The sequence below is a fragment of the Paenibacillus sp. GCM10027627 genome (assembly GCF_042675505.1).
Taxonomy (GTDB): domain Bacteria; phylum Bacillota; class Bacilli; order Paenibacillales; family Paenibacillaceae; genus Pristimantibacillus.
This window is the reverse complement of sequence record NZ_JBHTHB010000002.1, coordinates 545,189-562,502: the sequence shown is the minus strand read 5'-3', so window position 1 is coordinate 562,502 and position 17,314 is coordinate 545,189. Positions and strand designations below refer to the sequence as shown.

General features: G+C 50.6%; 18 protein-coding genes. 17 read left to right on the top strand and 1 reads right to left on the bottom strand.

Going from position 1 to position 17,314, the window contains the following annotated elements:
* The first annotated feature begins 104 nt into the window (after positions 1 to 104).
* From ACFQZE_RS10520 to ACFQZE_RS10440, 17 genes are all read left to right on the top strand, one after another.
* Positions 105 to 482, top strand: coding sequence for an arsenate reductase family protein (locus ACFQZE_RS10520; protein ID WP_379356521.1), 378 nt, complete (start codon positions 105 to 107; stop codon positions 480 to 482).
* Positions 475 to 1,713 carry an aminotransferase class I/II-fold pyridoxal phosphate-dependent enzyme gene (locus ACFQZE_RS10515; RefSeq protein ID WP_379356519.1) on the top strand — a complete coding sequence of 413 codons (1,239 nt, stop codon included), beginning with the start codon at positions 475 to 477 and terminating at the stop codon, positions 1,711 to 1,713. Before ACFQZE_RS10520 ends, ACFQZE_RS10515 begins: the two co-directional genes overlap by 8 nt.
* Before the next feature lie 44 nt (positions 1,714 to 1,757).
* Entirely contained in the window at positions 1,758 to 2,621 is an 864-nt protein-coding gene (locus tag ACFQZE_RS10510; protein WP_379356517.1) for a 5'-3' exonuclease, read from the top strand.
* A gap of 186 nt (positions 2,622 to 2,807) precedes the next feature.
* The gene (locus ACFQZE_RS10505; protein ID WP_379356514.1) at positions 2,808 to 3,464 is read left to right on the top strand and encodes a YfbR-like 5'-deoxynucleotidase; all 657 of its coding nucleotides are present in this window, start codon (positions 2,808 to 2,810) and stop codon (positions 3,462 to 3,464) included.
* A gap of 210 nt (positions 3,465 to 3,674) precedes the next feature.
* On the top strand, positions 3,675 to 4,088 hold the full coding sequence (locus tag ACFQZE_RS10500; protein ID WP_379356512.1) for a helix-turn-helix domain-containing protein: 414 nt from the start codon (positions 3,675 to 3,677) through the stop codon (positions 4,086 to 4,088).
* A gap of 108 nt (positions 4,089 to 4,196) precedes the next feature.
* Positions 4,197 to 4,928: a YveK family protein gene (locus ACFQZE_RS10495; RefSeq protein WP_379356510.1), complete on the top strand. Its 732-nt coding sequence runs from the start codon at positions 4,197 to 4,199 to the stop codon at positions 4,926 to 4,928.
* Positions 4,918 to 5,586, top strand: coding sequence for a CpsD/CapB family tyrosine-protein kinase (locus tag ACFQZE_RS10490; protein WP_379356508.1), 669 nt, complete (start codon positions 4,918 to 4,920; stop codon positions 5,584 to 5,586). The genes ACFQZE_RS10495 and ACFQZE_RS10490 overlap by 11 nt, the downstream gene beginning before the upstream one ends.
* Positions 5,587 to 5,680: 94 nt before the next feature.
* Positions 5,681 to 7,510, top strand: coding sequence for a polysaccharide biosynthesis protein (locus tag ACFQZE_RS10485; protein WP_379356506.1), 1,830 nt, complete (start codon positions 5,681 to 5,683; stop codon positions 7,508 to 7,510).
* A 21-nt stretch (positions 7,511 to 7,531) separates the two neighbouring features.
* Complete coding sequence (gene galU / locus ACFQZE_RS10480) at positions 7,532 to 8,419, top strand: UTP--glucose-1-phosphate uridylyltransferase GalU (protein WP_379356504.1); 888 nt, start codon at positions 7,532 to 7,534, stop codon at positions 8,417 to 8,419.
* Positions 8,409 to 9,575, top strand: coding sequence for a glycosyltransferase family 4 protein (locus ACFQZE_RS10475; RefSeq protein WP_379356502.1), 1,167 nt, complete (start codon positions 8,409 to 8,411; stop codon positions 9,573 to 9,575). Before galU ends, ACFQZE_RS10475 begins: the two co-directional genes overlap by 11 nt.
* Positions 9,538 to 10,680: a glycosyltransferase family 2 protein gene (locus tag ACFQZE_RS10470; RefSeq protein ID WP_379356499.1), complete on the top strand. Its 1,143-nt coding sequence runs from the start codon at positions 9,538 to 9,540 to the stop codon at positions 10,678 to 10,680. Before ACFQZE_RS10475 ends, ACFQZE_RS10470 begins: the two co-directional genes overlap by 38 nt.
* Positions 10,622 to 11,866 (top strand): glycosyltransferase family 1 protein, encoded by a 1,245-nt coding sequence (locus tag ACFQZE_RS10465; protein ID WP_379356497.1) that lies wholly within the window; start codon positions 10,622 to 10,624, stop codon positions 11,864 to 11,866. The genes ACFQZE_RS10470 and ACFQZE_RS10465 overlap by 59 nt, the downstream gene beginning before the upstream one ends.
* A 13-nt stretch (positions 11,867 to 11,879) precedes the next feature.
* A complete protein-coding gene (locus tag ACFQZE_RS10460) occupies positions 11,880 to 12,791 on the top strand; it encodes a glycosyltransferase family 2 protein (RefSeq protein ID WP_379356495.1) in 912 nt (303 codons plus the stop codon).
* 35 nt (positions 12,792 to 12,826) lie between these two features.
* On the top strand, positions 12,827 to 13,900 hold the full coding sequence (locus ACFQZE_RS10455) for an EpsG family protein (protein ID WP_379356493.1): 1,074 nt from the start codon (positions 12,827 to 12,829) through the stop codon (positions 13,898 to 13,900).
* Positions 13,901 to 13,925: 25 nt separating this feature from the next.
* Complete coding sequence (locus ACFQZE_RS10450; RefSeq protein ID WP_379356491.1) at positions 13,926 to 14,669, top strand: glycosyltransferase family 32 protein; 744 nt, start codon at positions 13,926 to 13,928, stop codon at positions 14,667 to 14,669.
* Between the two features lie 27 nt (positions 14,670 to 14,696).
* On the top strand, positions 14,697 to 15,308 hold the full coding sequence (locus ACFQZE_RS10445) for a sugar transferase (protein WP_379356489.1): 612 nt from the start codon (positions 14,697 to 14,699) through the stop codon (positions 15,306 to 15,308).
* A 59-nt stretch (positions 15,309 to 15,367) separates the two neighbouring features.
* Positions 15,368 to 16,513: a DegT/DnrJ/EryC1/StrS family aminotransferase gene (locus ACFQZE_RS10440; RefSeq protein WP_379357032.1), complete on the top strand. Its 1,146-nt coding sequence runs from the start codon at positions 15,368 to 15,370 to the stop codon at positions 16,511 to 16,513.
* 96 nt (positions 16,514 to 16,609) lie between these two features.
* On the opposite strand, the gene ACFQZE_RS10435 is transcribed toward ACFQZE_RS10440, so the two are convergent.
* Entirely contained in the window at positions 16,610 to 17,269 is a 660-nt protein-coding gene (locus ACFQZE_RS10435; protein WP_379356487.1) for an acetyltransferase, read from the bottom strand.
* Positions 17,270 to 17,314 lie beyond the last annotated feature (45 nt).

Genomic DNA, 17,314 nt, shown 5'->3' with positions numbered 1-17,314 from the left:
CGCTCTACAAATCCGCGCATTAGACTCTTTGAATGGGAATCTCCATAAAAGCACATTTAAAGCGAACATAGAAAAGCAACAAATAAGGAAGGGGCCTAAATGTAGTGCAATCCGAAAAAACGGTTACGATCATTGAATATCCAAAATGCAGCACATGCAAAGCGGCTGTGAAGTCGCTGAAACAAAAAGGGCATTCAGTCCATTCGCGTCATATAGTAGAGGATACGCCATCTGCTGCCGAACTTAAGCAGCTTCTGGAGCTTAGCGGTTTGGATATTAAAAAGCTCTTTAATACATCGGGCGATGTTTATCGGGAGCTTGGATTAAAGGACAAGCTGCAAGACATGTCTGACGAACAAAAGCTGGAGCTGTTGTCTTCTCACGGCATGCTGATCAAAAGGCCGATCGTCACGGACGGGAAACAAGTGACCGTTGGCTATAAGGAAGATACATACAAGGAAGCTTGGGGCGCTCATGAATAGTTGGAGCGGCAAAACATTATGGCGATCGGATCGATTGTCTAAGCTCGGTTCGTCGATTTTTGCGGAAGTGGCGGCTTGGAAGAGGGAAGCGGCCGCAGGCGGGATGGATATGATTGACCTTGGCATCGGCAATCCGGATCGACCTCCGACCGAAGCCGTGCGCATCGCATTAAGCGAAGCTGCCATGAGGGAGGATCAGTACTCCTATCCCGTTATTCGAAGCGGCATGCCGTTTCGCGAGGCGGCTGCCGATTGGATGCGGTTCAGGTTCGGCGTCGAGGCCGATCCTGGGAAAGAGATTGTAACGCTCGCCGGTTCTCAGGACGGGCTGGCTCATCTGGCAATGGCGGTATGCGATGCTGGAGACTTCGCTTTGCTGCCCGATCCTGGTTATCCCATCTATGCGGCTTCATTGGCGCTTGCCGGAGTAGAGCCTATTCTTATGCCGCTGCGTGAAGAAAACGGCTATTTGCCCGATTTGAATGCGATCAGCGAGGAGCATTGGCGCAAAGCCAAATTTATTTTGCTCAACTACCCTAACAATCCGTTGTCGGCTGTGGCCAATTTAACCTTTTTCGAGCGGCTTTTGCAAAAAGCCGAGCAGTATGGCGTGCTTGTCGTTCATGATTTAGCCTACTCCGAAATGGGCTTCGACGGCTGCGATCCGCCTAGCGTGCTGCAAGTGGAAGGCGCATTGCGTCAAGCGGTAGAGTTTCATTCCTTATCCAAAAGCTTCAATATGGCTGGCTGCCGGATCGGATTTATGGTCGGCAATGCCGAAGCGGTTGGCGCATTGCGGGAATTAAAGGCGAATATTGATTATGGCGTATTCGATCCTGTGCAGGAAGCGGGAATTGTTGCATTGCAAGAAGCAATGAGGACGGAAGACGCCCCGCCTAAAGCTGGCGAGCTTTATGAGCGAAGAAGGGATGTTCTAGTGGGAGCGCTGCGCAGGGAAGGATGGCCGGTGGATTCGCCAAAAGCGACAATGTTTTTATGGGCCAAGCTTCCGGTTATGACTTGGGACATGGGCGAGCCATGGACCTCCAGAACCATTTCCCAGGAAATGTTGAAGCGAACGGGCGTTGCGGTCATTCCCGGCGAAGCTTTTGGCTCAGAGGGGGAGGGCTATGTGCGCATAGCGCTCGTTGAAGACGAGAAGCGGCTGCTGGAAGCGGCGGAACGAATTGGACGCTTTATTCGGGGAGAACATATGGTACACTTGCCTTAGTGAATAAAATTGAGAGTTGCTATGATAGATTGGAGTTGTTCGATTTGAGCGAGCAAAGATTGTTATTAGTAGACGGAATGGCTATATTGTTTCGTGCGTATTTTGCGACATCGTTTACGGGGAGCATTAGACGGACAAGCACGGGCTTGCCCGTTAACGCGGTGCATGGCTTTGTCCGTTATTTTATGGATGCGGTAACCAAATTTGATCCTACCCATGTTATTTGCTGTTGGGATATGGGGAGCAAAACGTTCCGTACGGAGCAATATGACGGATACAAATCCAATCGGCCGGACGCGCCGGAAGATTTAATTCCGCAGTTCGATTTGGTCAAGGAAGTGGTAGCGAGCTTCAACGTTCCTAATGTGGGCATAGAAGGATTTGAAGCGGATGATTGCATCGGCACTTTGGCGGCGCGATTTAAAGAGGAAGCTCAAATTTATATCGTAACGGGAGACCACGATCTTCTGCAATTGGTTGACGACCGGGTTTCGGTTGCCATTATGAAAAAAGGAATCGGCAATTATAAAGTGTATTCCCCTGCTGCTTTGCTTGAAGAACGCCAGCTGACGCCAGCGCAAATCATTGATTTGAAGGGTCTTATGGGCGATACAAGCGACAATTATCCGGGCGTCCGCGGCATCGGTGAAAAAACGGCGCATAAGCTCCTCACGGAGCATGGCTCCATCGAAGGACTTTTGGCCAATTTGGACTCCGTTTCCAAAACGGTACGGACAAAAATCGAAGCGGATTTGGACATGCTCCATTTGTCGCGCCAGCTTGCGACTATTCGTTGCGATGCCCCGGTTGATACGGATATCGTATGCGGCTGGAACTACGACAGAGGAGTCGTGCTCAGCAAGTTTGAAGAGCTGGAATTCAAAAGTTTGGTTGCTTTGATTAGCTAAGCGACAATTGAATCTAAGCAATCTGTACTAGAGTGCGAGAAATTAGGCTGCCTGCCGGGCAGCCTTTTCGCGTTTTTTACACCGGAAGCTGATTTTACGATAAACGGGTATTCGCTTAATCAACAATTTACAAATAAAAAGTATACTGTGGTAAGGAAAGACGCGACGAAAGGAAGGTGGACGAGCATGGGAATTCATCATTATTTTAGATCACTGAATGAACTGGAACGTATTATTAGATGCCCGGGCAAGTTCAAATTTGAAGAGCATAGTGTAGCGGCACACTCGTGGAAAGTGGTGCAGTATGCCAAAACGCTTGCCGATATAGAGGAAAGAAATGGAGCCAGCATTGATTGGAAAAGGCTCTATGAAATTACGAGCAGCCACGATTACGGGGAAATTTTTATCGGGGATATTAAAACGCCGGTTAAACACGCGTCACCTGAGCTGCGTTTGCTCATTCAGCAGGTGGAAGAAGGTATGGTGTATAAATTTGTTGAGGAACATATCCCGGATGAATATAAGGAAACCTTTCATCGCCAACTGCGCGAAGGGAAAGACAACTCCGTGGAAGGCATGATTTTGGAGGTCGCAGACAAGCTCGATCAAGTTTACGAAGCGTTCGCCGAATTGCAAAGAGGAAATACGGAGAAGGAATTTGTTGTCATGTACCGCAATGCGTTGATCAAAATCAGCAGCATTCCGCTTTGCTCAGTCGATTACTTTTTGAACGATATTTTGCCGGATATGGTCAACGACGTGATGGCATCGGCGATTGACATTAGGCGCATTACGGAAGAGGCGCTTGAAATCGGAGCAAGACAGTCCCGCAATGTTTCATAAAAAGGGGCTGTCTTTTTTGTTCCAAAAAGCTGGAGAATGATGTTCGCTATAGTGAATATTATGAATGTTTTTTTATAAAAAGCAGGCGGGGATAGGTATTGACCTGTTCTCTTTAAAGAACTAAAATGGAGATATTGTCCGTTATAAGAAACCCTATAGCCGATGCGCAAGCAAGCAAGTACGGATCTAATCTGACTGAAGGAGAATATTATGATTGGGGAACGGATCAAATCGCTTAGAGAAAAAAAGGGTTACTCCATTACGAAACTCGCCGATTTGGCGGGCGTCTCCAAGTCCTACTTGAGCTACATCGAACGAAATGTGCAAAACAATCCTTCCTTGCAGGTCCTCGCCAAAATTGCCTACCATTTGGATACCCATATCGAATATTTGCTCGGCGAAGACCTCTCCCCAAAGGTGTGGGTGGATGAAGTACTGGACGAGGAATGGCATTCCATTATTCGCGACGCTGTGGACGAAGGAATGAGCAAAGGGGACTTTAGGGCGCTGAAAGATTTGGTACGTTCGAACAAATGGAGAGAAGGTCATGACAAGAACAAGGAATACACGAGCTACGACGGAAAAAAGAAGTCCAATATTATTATCCTTCATATCGATCACTAAAGCCTTTACACAAAAAAGATAGTGGATTTGTATTGACACGTTCTATATAAAGAACTACACTTGTGTTAATGTTCATTATAACTAACAAAATAAGCGGGTGTAGCGATAATGGAATCGAACCGAAAAAAAGATTCGCTTTCTTCTCCAAAAGGCAATGAAATCGATCTAAGGAAACTGATTGGCACGATTCGAAACAGAGTATGGCTGATCGTCATCATCACCGGATTTTTGACAGCTTTTGCCTACATGTACAACTCTCAAGCCGAGCCGGATATTTACGCTTCGTCATCGCGCGTCATCATTGCTGCATCGAACGACATGATGTCGACGGTCAGGGCGCTAGTGCGCGAGCCGATTGTGCTGGATCAGGTGATCAAACAATTGGATTTGGATGCGTCCCCCGGGCAGCTTAGAAGCCAAATTCGCGTCGACAGCGTTGATTCTTCCTTAATTACGGTTATTACCGTTGCCGATACGAACCCGGAGCGGGCGGCCGATATCGCCAATTCCGTTGTCAGTGTTTTTCGAGAGATTGCAAATGATACGCTCGGCGTAAGCAGCATCAGGCTGTTGACAGAGGCAAAGCCAGAACCGTTTTCCATAAATGTGAAAAGCAATACGATCGTATACGTCGCTTTTATCGTCGGACTTATTTTAAGCATGAGCTTGGCCTTTTTGCTTGATTCGCTCGACGATTCCATTCGGACGGAGCAGGATATTGAGGGAACGCTTGGGCTGAACATGCTCGGCCAAGTGTCCAAAATCAAGCAAAGGCATACGACCGCTTCCGCCAAAAAACAAAAACCAGCGCTAATTAGGAGTGAGTCCATTGGTTCGTGAACGGGCAAAAATCGCTAGGAAGGTTGTCAGCCGGAGTTTAATTGCTTATTTGAATCCGACACATCGCATTTCGGAGCAATACCGGACGATTCGCAACAGCATTCAATATGCGTCAGACGGCAAATCCGTCCGTTCGCTTATCGTCACATCGCCGGGTGAAGGGGACGGGAAGTCGACGGCGGCAATCAATTTGGCGATCAGCATCGCGCAAAGAGGCGAGCGAGTGCTGCTCATCGATGCGAATTTCCGAAACCCGATGCTTCATAAAATATTCAATACGCAAATTTCTCCGGGCCTTTCCAATGTGCTCACCGATCAGCTAACTTTCGAGGAGTCGACGCAGGAGACGGAAGTAGAGGGCCTGTGGCTCATGACCAGCGGACTTAGCTTCGGAAATTCCGCCGATATGCTGGATTCGAATAAAATGAAGGAATTGCTTAGAGGAGCGACGGACCGCTTTGACCGAATCGTCATTGACAGCCCGCCGGTTCTGACGGCTCCCGATACGAACGCGCTCGTAAACAAGTGCGACGGAGTAGTGCTGCTGCTCCGCTGCGGCAAGACGACACACAGCAAAGCTTTGGAAGCGAAGCAATCTCTGTCCTTTGCCGGAGCCAACATTATAGGGGCTATTTTGAACCAAAAGAACGTTAGATGATGTTTCATCGGATAACGTCTTTTTTTCGGCCAAATTGTTCGTTATAAAGCACGAAAGTGAAAGGCGCTTGCCTTAAAGAAAGGATGAGGTTGAAATGACCTATCGAAGTAGACTGTCTTTGCTTGTGCTGCTGGACTCGGCAATTGTACTTGCGGCTCTTGGACTTAGCCGTTGGCTGCTAACGCCGTCGTTTCCGGCGGATGGGGCCTTCTACACGCTGGCCGCCCTTCTCCTAGCGCTTCATCACGTTTTTTTCTTCTATTTCAAGCTGTACAAAAAAGCGTGGGAATATGCCAGCGTCGGGGAACTGCTCATTATCGTAAAAGCGGTAGGGCTTTCGTTTCTATTTGCGGGACTGGCGCAAGGCGCTCTGCATCAGCAGCTTCCTCATAAGCTGCTTGCGGTCACGTGGATGATTCATATTTTGCTCATTGGCGGTTCCAGATTGTGCTGGCGCATTGTGCGCGGCAACTTGATCCGGCAAAGCGGCAAGCGGAAGCGGACGCTTATTGTCGGAGCGGGCTCGGCCGGGACGATGCTGGCCAGGCAGTTGATCCATAACCCGGACGCCGAGCTTCTCCCCGTTGCGTTTATCGATGACGACGCGCATAAGCAAATGCTGGACATTATGGGCATTCCGGTTGCGGGAGGCATAGCGGATATTTTCACAAAAGCGAAAGAGCTGGACATCGACAATATCGTCATTTCCATTCCTTCTCTGACCAAAAGGGAGCTTTACGATATTTATACGGAATGCGCAAAAACAAGCTCAAAAACGCAAATTATTCCGATGCTCGAAGATTTGGCAACGGGACGCATCTCCGTTACGCAATTCCGCGACGTGCAAGTGGAGGATTTGCTGGGGCGCGAGCCGGTGGAGCTCGACATTGAAAGCATCTCCGGTTATTTAAAAGGCAAAGTGGTGCTTGTAACCGGAGCGGGCGGCTCGATTGGGTCGGAGGTTTGCCGTCAAATTTCCCGTTTCTTGCCGGAGAAGCTGGTATTGCTGGGCCATGGGGAAAACAGCATTTATGCGATCGAGATGGAGCTTAAAGAAATGTTCAAGGAAACGGACATTAAATTTTATACGGAAATTGCCGATTTGCAGGACGCGGAAAAAATGATGGCGGTCATGATGTTCCATCGCCCGGAGGTCGTCTACCATGCTGCGGCGCACAAGCATGTGCCGCTTATGGAGCGCAATCCCGAGGAAGCGTTTAAAAACAATGTCATCGGAACGCTAAATGCGGCAAGGGCGGCAAGCAAAAGCCGCGTAGGCTCCTTTGTCATGATCTCTACGGATAAAGCGGTCAATCCGACCAGCGTAATGGGCTCGACGAAGCGGCTTGCGGAAATGATTATCCAGCATATGGATCGAGTTAGCGGCACCAAGTTTGTCGCGGTGCGCTTCGGCAACGTTTTGGGAAGCAGGGGCAGCGTCATTCCGTTGTTCAAAAAGCAAATTGCCAAAGGCGGGCCGATTACGGTCACGCATCCCGACATGGTTCGTTATTTTATGACGATCCCGGAGGCGTCGCGCCTGGTCATTCAAGCGGGCGCGCTTGCGAAGGGCGGAGAAATTTTTGTGCTCGATATGGGCGACCCCGTCAATATTACGGAACTGGCGCAAAACGTCATTCGAATGTCGGGATATTCGCTCGATGAAATCGATATTGAATATACGGGCATCCGTCCGGGCGAAAAGCTGTTTGAGGAAATGCTCAAGCACGACGAAGTGATGGAGGGGCAAGTTTACCCGAAAATTTACATAGGAAAAGCGTCGGTCATCTTATACGAGGAAATCGAAAGGCTGATTGGCGATTTCCATTCGATTAACCATGCGGAGCTGAAGGTGAGGCTTCTGGATCTGGCGAATCATGACGAGCCGGAAGCAAGCCATAAGCTGGCATCGGTAACGGGATAAAAGCGAAGGAGAGATGACGAGATGAAAGTAAGAAAAGCGATTATACCTGCGGCGGGCCTTGGAACCCGTTTTCTTCCCGCTACGAAAGCGATGCCGAAGGAAATGCTGCCAATCGTCGACAAGCCGACCATTCAATATATTGTGGAGGAAGCGATCGAGTCCGGCATTGAAGATATCATTATTGTAACGGGCAAAGGGAAGCGGGCTATCGAAGATCATTTTGACAACTCCATGGAACTCGAACAGATGCTGGCCTCCAAAAGCAAATTCGATTTGCTGCAAGAGGTGAGAAAATCGTCGGATATGGTCGACATCCACTACATTCGGCAGAAAGAGCCGAAGGGGCTCGGCCACGCGATATGGTGCGCCAGAAAATTTATCGGCGATGAACCGTTTGCGGTGCTGCTAGGAGACGATATTATTTCCGCGGAGAAGCCCTGCCTGAAGCAAATGATCGAAAAATACGAGCAATACGGCTCTTCGATTATCGGCGTCCAGCAGGTGGGCGATGAAGAGGTATCCCGTTACGGCATTGTGGACGGCATGGTGATGGAGCCTTCCTTCCATCGGATCAACCATTTGGTGGAAAAGCCGAAAAGAGAAGACGCTCCATCCAATATGGCTATTATGGGACGGTACATTTTGACCCCTGAAATATTCGACATTCTCGGCAATCAAAAGCCGGGCTCCGGCGGAGAAATTCAGCTCACGGACGCGATTGCCGAGCTGAATCGTTCAAGAGCTGTATTCGCTTACGAATTCAGCGGGAAGCGGTACGATGTTGGCGAGAAGATGGGCTTTATTCAAACGACAATCGAATTTGCGCTGCAGCGCGATGAATTGCGGTTTGAGCTGCTTCAATATTTATCCCGGATGATCGAGAGGGAAACGGTTCGCCATGAAGCCTAAAATTTTGTTTTGCGCTACGGTCGACTATCATTTTAAAGCTTTTCATCTGCCGATTATGGAGTGGTTTGCGAAACGCGGCTGGGAAGTGCATGTGGCGGCGAGCGGCGAGCTGGATTTGCCATTCGTCGACCGCAAATTCAATATCCCGATTCAGCGCTCCCCGTTCCGGGCGGTCAATGTAAAAGCTTATTTTGAACTGAAAGCGATTATGGAGGCGGAGAGCTACAGCCTCATTCATTGCCATACGCCGATGGGCGGCGTGCTTACCCGGCTTGCGGCGAGAGGGGCGAGGAAAAGCGGCGCCAAAGTCATTTATACCGCGCATGGATTTCATTTCTACAAGGGTGCGCCCGTTCAGAACTGGCTGCTCTATTATCCGATTGAAAAGCTGCTCTCCTCTGTAACCGACAGCCTGATTACTATTAACGGGGAAGATTACAGGCGCGCGCTGGCAAAAGGGTTCCGCGCAGGCGAAATCCATCATGTACACGGAGTCGGCGTGCATACCGGGATGTATGCGCCGCTTGCCGCGGAGGAAAGGCGGGCTCTGAGAGAACGGTTTAATTATACGCCGGATCATTATTTAATGATCTACGCCGCCGAGTTTAATGCGAACAAAAATCATGAGCTGCTGCTGCAGGCGTTAGCCAAGCTGAAAGGGAAAGTGCCGGGAGCAAGGCTGCTGCTTGCAGGAGTCGGACCGAAGCTTGAGGATTGCCGCGCGCTCGCCTGCGAGCTTGGCGTTGCGTCTATGGTTGATTTTTTGGGCTATCGGAACGATTTGCGCAAAGTGATTCCGATGTGCGATGTGGCTGTATCCGCTAGTCTGAGAGAAGGATTGCCCCTTAACATTATGGAGGCGATGGCCAGCGGTCTGCCCGTTGTTGCGACAAGGAACAGAGGCCATGAGGAACTGGTGGAGGAAGGGAAAAACGGCTTTCTGGTTGAGCCCGGCGATCCGGAGGAATTTGCGAGCAGGCTTCAGCTTCTGAAATGCTTCCAAGAATCGAGACAACGGATGGGCCTTAAAAGTCTGGAGCGTGTGAAGGGTTATTCGCTGGAACGCGTGCAAGAGGAGCTTGCGGGCATTTACAACTCATTAATGACGGAGGCTGCCGATGGAGCCGGTTATCAGTATCGTCGTTCCTATATTTAATATGGAAGCTTATTTGTCCAGATGCTTGGACAGCTTGCTTGCGCAAACCTTCCCAAATATCGAGATTATAGCGGTAAATGACGGGTCTACGGATGGAACGGACGGCCTGCTGATGGGATATGCCGCACTCGATTCCCGGATACAAGTCATTCGGGTCGAAAATGGCGGGGTATCCGCCGCGCGCAACATCGGGCTTGGCTACTGCCGCGGACGTTATATCGGCTTCGTAGATCCCGACGACTGGGTCGATGCCGAGATGTACGGCACCATGTATGACGAAGCGGTGAAGCATCATGCCGATATCGTCATGTGCGGCTATGTTCGCGAGTTTGGCGGGCACAGCAAGCCAAAGCCGTTTCCTCTTCCCGACGGCACGCTTTATCTAGGCGAAGAGGTACAGCTTCAGCTGACGCGAAGGCTGATCGGGCCGCTTGGAGCGGAGACGGGGTTGCCCGAATCGCTGGATGCATGGGGAACGGTCTGGTCGAAGCTGTACCGGGCTGAGCTGCTTCAAGGCGGCGGCGGTCTCTTTTTTACCGACCTGAAGGCGATTGGCAGCAACGAGGACACTTTGTTTAACGTGTCGGTTTGCAGCCGGGCGCAATCGTTTCTGTTTTTAAACAGGCCCTATTATCACTATTGGAGAGCGAGCGCGGGATCGATTACGACCCGCTACAAGCCGGAGCTGCTGCGCCAGTTTAAGACGCTGTACGGAAAAATGGCGGAGTTTGTACGATTGAACGCGCTTGGAGGCGAATACAGCAGCGCTTTGCAAAATCGCATTTCGCTTAATGTGCTCGGTCTTGGACTAAACATTGTCGGCGATTCCAATCCCGCTCCCGCACGAAAAAAAATTGGGGAAATCAAAAGATTGCTTGGCGATGCAACAATCAGAAGCGCGCTGCTGTCCTTCGACTCCTCCGCGTGCTCGCTTCCTTGGAAGGTATTCTATGGCTTGGCCAAGCGGAGGTGGGCGGCGCCTTTGTATGCCATGCTGTACGGCATTGAAGGTTTAAGGACGAAGAAGTGGACAAGGAGGAGAAGAAGTGGTGCAAACAGAGCGGGCGCAGAGGGACAAGCGGTCACAGCAAGCGCAGAACGATAAGCGAGCGCAGAGACAGCAAACGCAGAACGATAAACGATCGCAGCTGATCCCAATGGAGGAGCAGCCGAAGCCGATGCGCATTTTGCAGGTCGTCACCGTCATGAATCGCGGAGGCCTTGAGACGATGCTTATGAATTATTACCGTCAAATGAGCCGAAGCGGCATTCAGTTTGACTTTTTGGTTCATCGAGCGGAAGAGGGGCATTACGACAAGGAAATTGTTGCGCTTGGCGGAAAGCTATACCGGATGCCGCCTATCCGGCCCGGCAATTATCGCCGCTACTTCAAGGAGCTGGACCGTTTTTTTGCAGAGCACAAGGAATATAAAGTCGTTCACTCCCACATGAATGAAAACAGCGGATTTGTGCTGCGTGCGGCCAAAAAAGCGGGCGTGCCGTGCCGGATTATCCATAGCCATTTGAGCGATCTCCGCTTGGATTATAAATTTCCGTTTCGCATGTATGCGAGATATTCCATTAAAGATCATCCTAGCGCTTATTTCGCATGTTCGGAGAGGGCGGGGGAGTGGCTGTTCGGCAAATCAAAATCGGCGGGCGGCAGCGTAACCGTTTTAAATAATGCGGTGAACACCGAGGAATTTGCTTACAAGCCGGAAGTAAGGGCGGCGATTCGGCAGGAGCTTGGCGCGGGCGAGGGGCTCGTTGTTGGCCATATCGGACGATTCAATGAACAGAAGAATCACTCGTTCCTGCTTAACATCTTTGAAGCGCTGCTGCGCCGGAGAACGGATGCGCTGCTCGTACTTGCGGGAGACGGTTATTTGCGTCCCGTCATCGAGAAGGAAGCGGAAAAGCGCGGACTTGCGGCTTCCATTCGTTTTTTGGGCGTGAGAGAAGATGTAGCGGATCTGCTTCAAGGGATGGATGTTTTTTTATTTCCGTCCCTGTTCGAGGGGCTGCCAGTCGTACTGGTGGAAGCTCAGGCGGCGGGACTGCCCTGCATCGTATCCGACCGGATTACGACGGAAAGCAATGTGACGGGGAGAGTAGCGTTTGTGCCGCTTGAACGTTCGGCGGAGGAATGGAGCGAGCTCATTTTAAATACGCCGCTGGAACGTACAGACACTAGAAGCCTGCTGAAGCAAAGCGGATACGACGCCGCCGCGATGGCGGAATGGCTGGGAGCCTTTTACGCCCGGCAAGCCGCGGCGGCTTCATCGGAATAGGGGGAGCGAGAAGATGGCGGGGGCAAAACCTGCGTTAACCGTGTTTACGCCTACCTACAATAGAGCGTATACGCTGCATTTATGCTACGAAAGCTTGCAGCGCCAAAGCGATAAATCGTTTATTTGGCTCGTTGTGGACGATGGATCATCCGATGGGACGGCTGAGCTGGTGCAGAAATGGAAGGAAGAGGCCGATTTCGACATTCGGTATATTTATCAGCAAAATCAAGGAATGCACGGCGCTCATAATACCGCATACGAGCATATCGATACGGAGCTCAATGTGTGTATCGACTCTGACGACTACATGGCCGATAATGCGGTAAAAAAAATAGTTCAGCATTGGCGGCGTTATGGCGGGGAAGATTACGCCGGCCTAGTTGGCCTCGACGCTTCGCCGGATGGAGCGATTATTGGCAGCAGACTTCCCGAAACGCTCACCAGCGCTACGTTGTCCGGGATTTACGCCGTCCACGGCGTTACGGGCGACAAAAAGCTCGTTTACCGGTCCAAGCTGACGAAGGAATGCCCCCCGTATCCTTTATTCGAAGGGGAAAAATATTGTCCTTTGTCCTACAAGTACATTTTAATTGATCAGCAGCTGCCTCTGCTTGTTTTGAACGAAGTGTTATGTTACGTCGAATATCGCGGCGACGGCTCCAGCATGAATATGGTCAAGCAATATTTGAGCAACCCAAAGGGCTTTTCCTTTTTTCGCAAGACGGCCATGCGTTATGCTCTAACGTACAGGGATCGCTTTCGGGAAGCGATTCATTATGTATCCAGCAGCCTCATGCTTCGCAACGCCCGATTCCTGTCGGAATCGCCGCGCAAGTGGACGACGCTGCTTGCGGTACCGCTTGGCTGCGCCTTGTACATTTACATTCACCGCACAAAGCGGAAAACGGTTATGAAAAATAGTTAGGCTGGCGAAAGAGCGCGAGAGAAGGAGGCTAAAGGATGGAGTGGATATGGTTTGCTTTGCTCGCCGGTTTTTTCGGTACGGTGATGGCCAGATACTTTTCCATGGCGACCGACAAGGGGCCGCTCCCCATTCAGCCTAATAAATTTTATATTTGGCTTGCCGGTGCCTGTATCATTGCGGTTGCGGGACTTCGCAACAACATCGGCGATACGTTCCTGTACATGCACAGCTACAGAGTTACGGAATTCAACTGGCAATCCGTTATGGGCATGGACGACATCGGCTTTAATTTGCTTCAGATGGCTCTGAAGCAATGGACGCAAGACCCGCAATGGTTGATTTTTGTAACGGCGCTAGTCACGAACTTTTTAATTTTGGCTGTTTTCTATCGATACTCCAGACTGATCGAGCTTAGCGTATTTGCTTACGTAACGACGGGAGCGTTTATCGTATCGATGAACGGAATCCGGCAGTTTTTGGCGGCAGCCATCGTGTTTGCGGCGACCAAAGCTTTAATTGAAGGGAAATGGAAAGTATATTTTGCCGTCGTCATTCTGGCTTCTTTTTTCCACCAAAGCGCTTTGTTTATGCTGCCGATTTATTTTTTGGTGAGAAGGAGAGCTTGGACGATCACAACGACTTTGATGCTGACTATCGCCATCTTGATGGTGGTCGGCTTTAACTATTTTTCCTCTTTGCTGTTCGCCGTCATCGAAAATACGCAATATGCCGAATATGAAAGCTTCAAAGAAGGCGGAGCCAACATATTGCGGGTTGTCGTTTACATCATTCCGATCGTCATCGCCTTTTTGGGGCGGGAAAAGCTGAGAACGATTTTTCCGCAAAGCGACATCATCGTTAATTTATCGCTCGTCGGGGCGGTTATTATGATCATTTCCACGCAGAACTGGATTTTCGCACGGCTGGGCATCTATTTTACGCTGTACCAGCTTATTTTGATGGGTTGGATTGTAAAGCTTTTTCGAGAGAAGGACCAACGATTCTTTTATTTTGTTTTTGTCAGCTTCTACCTGGTCTACTTCTTCTACGAAAATGTCATCATTCTCGATATTCGCTATTCTAGCGACTATTTGAAATGGCCGTTCTGACTAAGAGGACTAAGGGGGATTTATTGTGGAGGCGCAGGAACGAATACCGCGGATCGTCCATTATTGCTGGTTTGGGCGGGGGGAGAAGCCGAGCAAAATACGAAAATGCATGAAAAGCTGGGAAAAGCATTTAAAAGGCTACCGCTTTATCGAGTGGAACGAAGACAATTTCGATATCAATAGCTCCCGTTATGTCAAGGAAGCTTACGAGGCAAAGAAATACGCTTTCGTTAGCGACTACGTCAGACTCTTCGCACTTAACGAGCATGGCGGAATCTATTTGGACACGGACGTCGAAGTCGTAAAGCCGCTTGATCCGCTTTTGACGCATGACGCATTTACTGGCTTTGAAGATGAAACCTTTTTGCAGTCGGGCACGATGGGGGCGTCTCCCGGTCACCCTTGGATTCGGGCGCTGCTGCAAGATTACGAAAGAAGATCGTTTCTTCTGCCTAACGGCACTTACGATATGCTGACCAATACGGCTGTCATTTCGGAACATTGCAAAAAAGAGGGACTGCTTTTAAACGGGGAGCATCAGGTGCTGGGGAATGGGGTTGTGTTTTATCCGAGAGTGTTTTTCAGCCCTTACGATTATATAAACGGCGGCAATTTTATTACGACGGACAGTTATACGATTCATCATTTTGCCCAGTCATGGCTGCCCGCCCGCGTACGGTTTAAAAGCGCCGTCAAGCGTGTAATCGGACGAATTGTCGGACCAAGCGTTATTTCGATGATGAGGAAAATGTTTAGCCCCAATTCTTAGGTAGAGACGGGCAGAGGAGAGAGAGTTGTGTTGTTGAAACGAATGTTTGATTTAGCGGTGGCTTGCTGTCTGCTTGCGGCACTGTCGCCGCTTATTGCGGTTACTGCCGTTTTTATCCGCATCAAGCTGGGAGGGCCTGTTCTCTTTAAGCAGCAGCGTCCCGGCTTGCATGGCCGCCCGTTCTATTTGTACAAATTCCGCACAATGACGGACGCCAAAGATTCGGAAGGAAGGCTTCTGTCGGATCAGCTTCGTATGACTCCGTTTGGGACGCTGCTTAGAAAGCTCAGCCTGGATGAGCTGCCTCAGCTTCTGAACGTCGTTAGGGGCGAGCTGAGCCTCGTAGGACCACGCCCTTTGCTGATGAGCTACCTGGAGCTGTATACGGAGGAGCAGGCGAAACGCCACAATGTGAAGCCGGGCATTACGGGCTGGGCTCAAGTGAACGGGAGAAACGCCGTATCTTGGGAGGAAAGATTCGAGCGGGATGTATGGTATGTCGAGCATCGCAGCTTTTGGCTCGATCTTAAAATTTTGCTGCTGACGGTCAAAAAGGTTTTGCAATCGGACGGGGTCAGCCATGCCAGTCATGTCACTATGCCTTTGTATGAAGGCACAACGACCAATCAGAAAGGATGAGCTAACCTTTGACTGAGCCAAATCGCCAAAAGGGCCGCATTTATCTTTCTCCTCCTCATATGAGCGGCAAGGAGCAGCCTTATATTGAAGAAGCGTTTGCAACCAATTGGATTGCGCCGCTTGGTCCTCATTTAAATGCGTTCGAACGAGAAATGGCGTCGTATGTCGGAACAGCGGGAGCAGCGGCTGTCAGCTCCGGGACGGCGGCCATTCATTTGGCGCTTCGCCTGCTCGGGGTTGGGCCGGGCGATACAGTCGTCTGCTCCAGCTTTACGTTTGTAGCCAGCGCAAATCCTATTCGTTACGTAGGAGCCGAACCGATCTTTATCGATTCCGAGCCGGATTCATGGAATATGTCGCCCAGAGCGCTGGAGAGAGCTTTGCAGGATGCGGAGCGCAAAGGCTGTCTTCCGAAAGCGGCAATTATCGTTCATCTGTATGGCGGGCTGGCCAATATGGCGGAGCTGATGGATATTTGCGACCGCTTTGGAGTACCTGTCATTGAAGACGCCGCCGAATCGCTTGGTTCCACCTTTGAAGGACAGCAGAGCGGGACATTCGGAATGTTCGGCGTTTTTTCCTTCAATGGGAACAAAATTATTACAACATCCGGAGGGGGCATGCTCGTTTCGGATCAGAGCGACCTGCTGGAGTCGGCCCGCTTTCTGGCTACTCAAGCTAGAGACGCCGCCGCGCATTACGAGCATAGCCAAATGGGATACAACTACCGACTGAGCAACGTGCTGGCCGGTATCGGCAGGGCGCAGCTGGAAGTGCTGGACGACCGTGTTGAAGCAAGGAGAGCCGTATTTGCAGCTTATAAGGAAGCGTTAAAGGAGTGGGAAGAGGCGGTTTGGATGCCTGAGCTGCCCGGCGTAAGATCGAACCGGTGGCTGAGCACGTTGACGTTCCGCCATCCGGAAGCGGAGCTCATCGTCCGAAAATTGCTTGAAGCAATGGCGGATGCGGATATTGAAGTAAGACCGCTTTGGAAGCCGCTTCATATGCAGCCGTTGTTCGACGGAGTCCCGTTTTATTCCCATTACGAGAACGGGCCGTCCGTTTGCGAGGAACTGTTCCGGACGGGACTTTGTTTGCCGTCGGGCTCAAGCCTAAGCGAAGAAGAGCAGGGGCGGGTCATCGAGGTGCTGCGTAAAGTGCTGAGCAGCACCTGCGGCAAGGAAGCGCAGAGCATTGGAGGCTAGCGCAACTAAAATAGCGAGACTCAAAAATATTGCATCTCAAAGCTATGGAATCTAAAGATACCGGATCTAAAGATACCGGATCTAAAGATACCGGATCTAAAGATATCGCTCTCCCTGCTTGCGGGTACGGATCGGTTTTGCGGGTGTGCCGTAGGCTACTGTATAAGAAGGGATATCCGATACGACGGTGGCGCCTGCGCCGATGACGGAATGTTCGCCAACGGTGATGCCGTGAATAAGGGTGGCGCCGATTCCTATAGCCGAATAAGCGCCAATTCGCACATCGCCACCGCTAACGCTTCTTGGGGCGAAGCTGACGAATGGACCTGTTCGGGAGTCGTGATCGACGTTTACTAGCGGATAGATCACGTTATGCCCGCCCATTTCGGCATCGCTGCCAAGGACGGCCCCCGCCATGACGACTGAGCCTGCTCCTATGCGGGCTCCTCGTGCTATTTGGGCAGAAGGGTGAATGGCGGTTGAAAATGGAAGAGAGGGATAAAGCCGCAGCAACTGCTCCGTTACTGCCGCGCGCGTCCAATTGTCGCCGATAGCGACAATGGCACCGTCAATGGAGCCCCCGTGCTTCAGCAACCAACAATCGTCTCCCAGCACTTCATAACCGTACACCGATTGGCCCGGCGGCTTGTTGCCGTCCAGCAAACCGGCGATAGAGTGGCGCCCTTCCTTTTCTACCGTATCGATAATCGCTTTGGCATGACCGCCCGCGCCGAACAAGACGATTGATTTCGACATGCGTGTAACCTCCGAAATGTTCGTAATAAGGAACTCTTTTATTCT